We start from the raw sequence: 2595 nt of genomic DNA on the forward strand, positions 1-2595 counted from the left end.
GATCCGGACGATACCCGTCCGCGACAACACCCCAGGCAAGTGATCCGGCGACGAACACACCGCCATAGGCCGCCAGCACCCGCCCGAAGTTCGGATCAGGCTGGAGGGTCGCGACAAATCCGTAGACACACAGTGAGATCAACCCGCCACCGACGAACACCGCCCCTCTGTGCTCGCGGATCCCCTGCCACACCAGCCACGCCCCGCCGATCTCGGCGACTGCCGCCAGCACGAAAAGGCCTGCCGTACGGACGACGAACACAGCGCCCAGCCCACCACAGATCCGGTCCGGCGGGCCCCGGTTGCCGATATTCCTGCGATACCCGTGCCGGTATACCTACGCTGCGGACACCCGGGCGACGTCGTCGGCGAACCAGGAGAGCGCGTCTCGAAACGCCGGCCGCCAGACGGTGAACGTGTGTACTCCCGACCGCACGTGCAACTGCACCGGGTAGCCATTGGCGTCGAGGAGATCATGCATGTGATAGATGGCGATCGCGACCGTGTGGTCGTGACGTCCCACATCGAGCCAGATCTGCGGCCGGGGGCCCGGACCGAGGCCACCGACATAGAGATCCGGGCTGTTCGCGATCTCAGCAGCCTGCGCCTGGGGACCCGCACCGAACAACGGCCGCAGGCCGCCTGCATGGGTCGGGCGGGTCAGCCCGGACATGTCTATGATCGACCCGAACACGGACCTGTTCCGCAGGCCGATGTTGAGCGCGCAGTAACCACCCGCCGACATTCCGGCGATGCCACGGTTGGTCCAGCCGGGCTCGACCCGCAGGGTCGATTCGACCGTCGGTATGACGTCGCGCAACAGATGGGTCTCGACGTGCTCGCCGACTCCGTCCACGCACTCGGGGTCGTCAAGCCATCCGTGGCTCATGCGCGGCATCACTATGATCACCGGATGGCCGGCGGACGCGACCCGGTCACCGGCATCGGCTGCCTGCCCGCCGCGCAGCCAGTCAGCCGGGATACCGGGTGATCCATGGATGAGGTAAAGCACCGGAAAATGCGATTGCGGCCGGTCGAAGTACTGGGGTGGCAGATAGACCAGTGCGGTCGTCGCCCCGAAGCCGCTGTCCCTGTCAGGGACGGGAAGCGCCAGAACCGCCCCGTGCGGATGCGAACGCAGGGCAGCTGATGTCGCTGACGGACGCAGATCCGTGGTCCTCAGGCGGACATCAGAGCCACCCTCGGTGGCCGCTCCCACCACATCCCCGAGCCGGGGGAGATAGCTGAAGTACGCATTGACCACATCAGCCGCCGCCGCGATCGTGAGCATGATCGCCAGAAAGAAGATCACGACTCTGGTTGGTCGCGGCCACCTGCCGAACGTCCGCGTCACCGCGACCCATGCGGCCGTCGCCGCCGCGAAAAGAGCACCGATAAAGCCGCCGGACAGGACGGACAACCCGCTCATCGCCGGGCCGTCCCTCCCGCCCCGGCGGTCATGCGTCGCCGCCGAAGAGCTCGGTCACCGACCCGTCCTCGAAGACCGCCTTGATCGCAGCGGCCAACAGCGGCGCGATCGACAGTTCTGTGATCTTGTCGATCCTGGCCTCGCTGCGCAGCGGCAACGTGTTGGTCAGCACAACCTCGCTGATGTCGGAGTTCTTCAGCCGGTCGACGGCGGGGCCGGAAAGCACGCCGTGGGTCGCCGCGGCGATCACCTCGGTCGCGCCGTGCTCCGCCAGGGCCTCCGCCGCCTTGGTGACGGTGCCGGCAGTATCGATCATGTCATCGACGATGACGCAGGTCCGACCCCTGACCTCTCCGACCACGTCGAACATCTTGACCTGGTTCGGCACATCCGGGTCACGTCGCTTGTGGATGATCGCCAGCGGACAGCCGAGCCGATCGGTCCAACGCTCGGCGACACGAACCCGGCCGGCGTCGGGGGCCACCACCGTGACGACGGATGTATCGAGCTTGCTCTCGATGTAGTCGGTGAGCAGCGGCAACGCGAACAGGTGGTCAACCGGTCCGTCGAAGAACCCCTGGATCTGGGCGGTGTGGAGATCCACCGACATCAGCCGGTGCGCACCGGCGGTCTTGAACAGATCCGCGATCAGCCGGGCCGAGATCGGCTCCCGGCCGCGGTGCTTCTTGTCCTGCCGAGCGTAGGGATAGAACGGCGCCACCACGGTGATGCGTTTGGCGTTCGCACGCTTGAGCGCATCCACCATGATGAGCTGTTCCATCAACCACGTGTTCACCGGCGCGGAGTGACACTGCAGCACGAATGCGTCACACCCGCGAACCGACTCCTCGAACCGAACGAAGATCTCTCCATTGGAGAACTCGTAGGCGCTCGTGGGCACCGGCGCAACGTCAAGTGCGGTGGCCACCTCGGCTACCAGTTCAGGATGCGCGCGACCGCCGAAAAGCATCAGGTTGCGCCGGTTCTCAGTCTGGTAGGCCATCAGGAATCTCCAACCTGGTCCATTCGATTACGAGCGCTCGGTCCTCATCGCTACGACAGGTGTCTACGATCGGCGCCCGCCGCCGGCGCTGCCAGCGATGGTGACGGCGGCGGCAGTCGGACCGTCGGCAGTGGGTACCGGACCATCGGCGCCAACCCCATCG

The 2595-nt window shown here is 66.2% G+C and carries 3 protein-coding genes; all 3 read right to left on the bottom strand.

Going from position 1 to position 2595, the window contains the following annotated elements:
* Positions 1-262 (bottom strand): YnfA family protein (locus U9980_RS04835; protein WP_322766866.1); only part of this gene is annotated, 262 nt, incomplete at its 3' end.
* Positions 263-337: 75 nt separating this feature from the next.
* Complete coding sequence (locus tag U9980_RS04840) at positions 338-1429, bottom strand: alpha/beta hydrolase (protein ID WP_322766867.1); 1092 nt, start codon at positions 1427-1429, stop codon at positions 338-340.
* Positions 1430-1457: 28 nt separating this feature from the next.
* Positions 1458-2432, bottom strand: coding sequence for a ribose-phosphate diphosphokinase (locus U9980_RS04845; RefSeq protein WP_322766868.1), 975 nt, complete (start codon positions 2430-2432; stop codon positions 1458-1460).
* Between the last annotated feature and the right edge of the window lie 163 nt (positions 2433-2595).

The sequence above is a fragment of the Protofrankia sp. Cr1 genome (genome assembly GCF_963555865.1).
GTDB lineage: Bacteria > Actinomycetota > Actinomycetes > Frankiales > Frankiaceae > Protofrankia.

Excerpts from the sequence above, each read along its gene's own strand:
- U9980_RS04845 (WP_322766868.1), bottom strand. The coding sequence starts at position 2,432 with ATGGCCTACCAGACTGAGAACCGGCGCAACCTGATGCTTTTCGGCGGT.
- U9980_RS04840 (WP_322766867.1), bottom strand. The coding sequence starts at position 1,429 with ATGAGCGGGTTGTCCGTCCTGTCCGGCGGCTTTATCGGTGCTCTTTTC.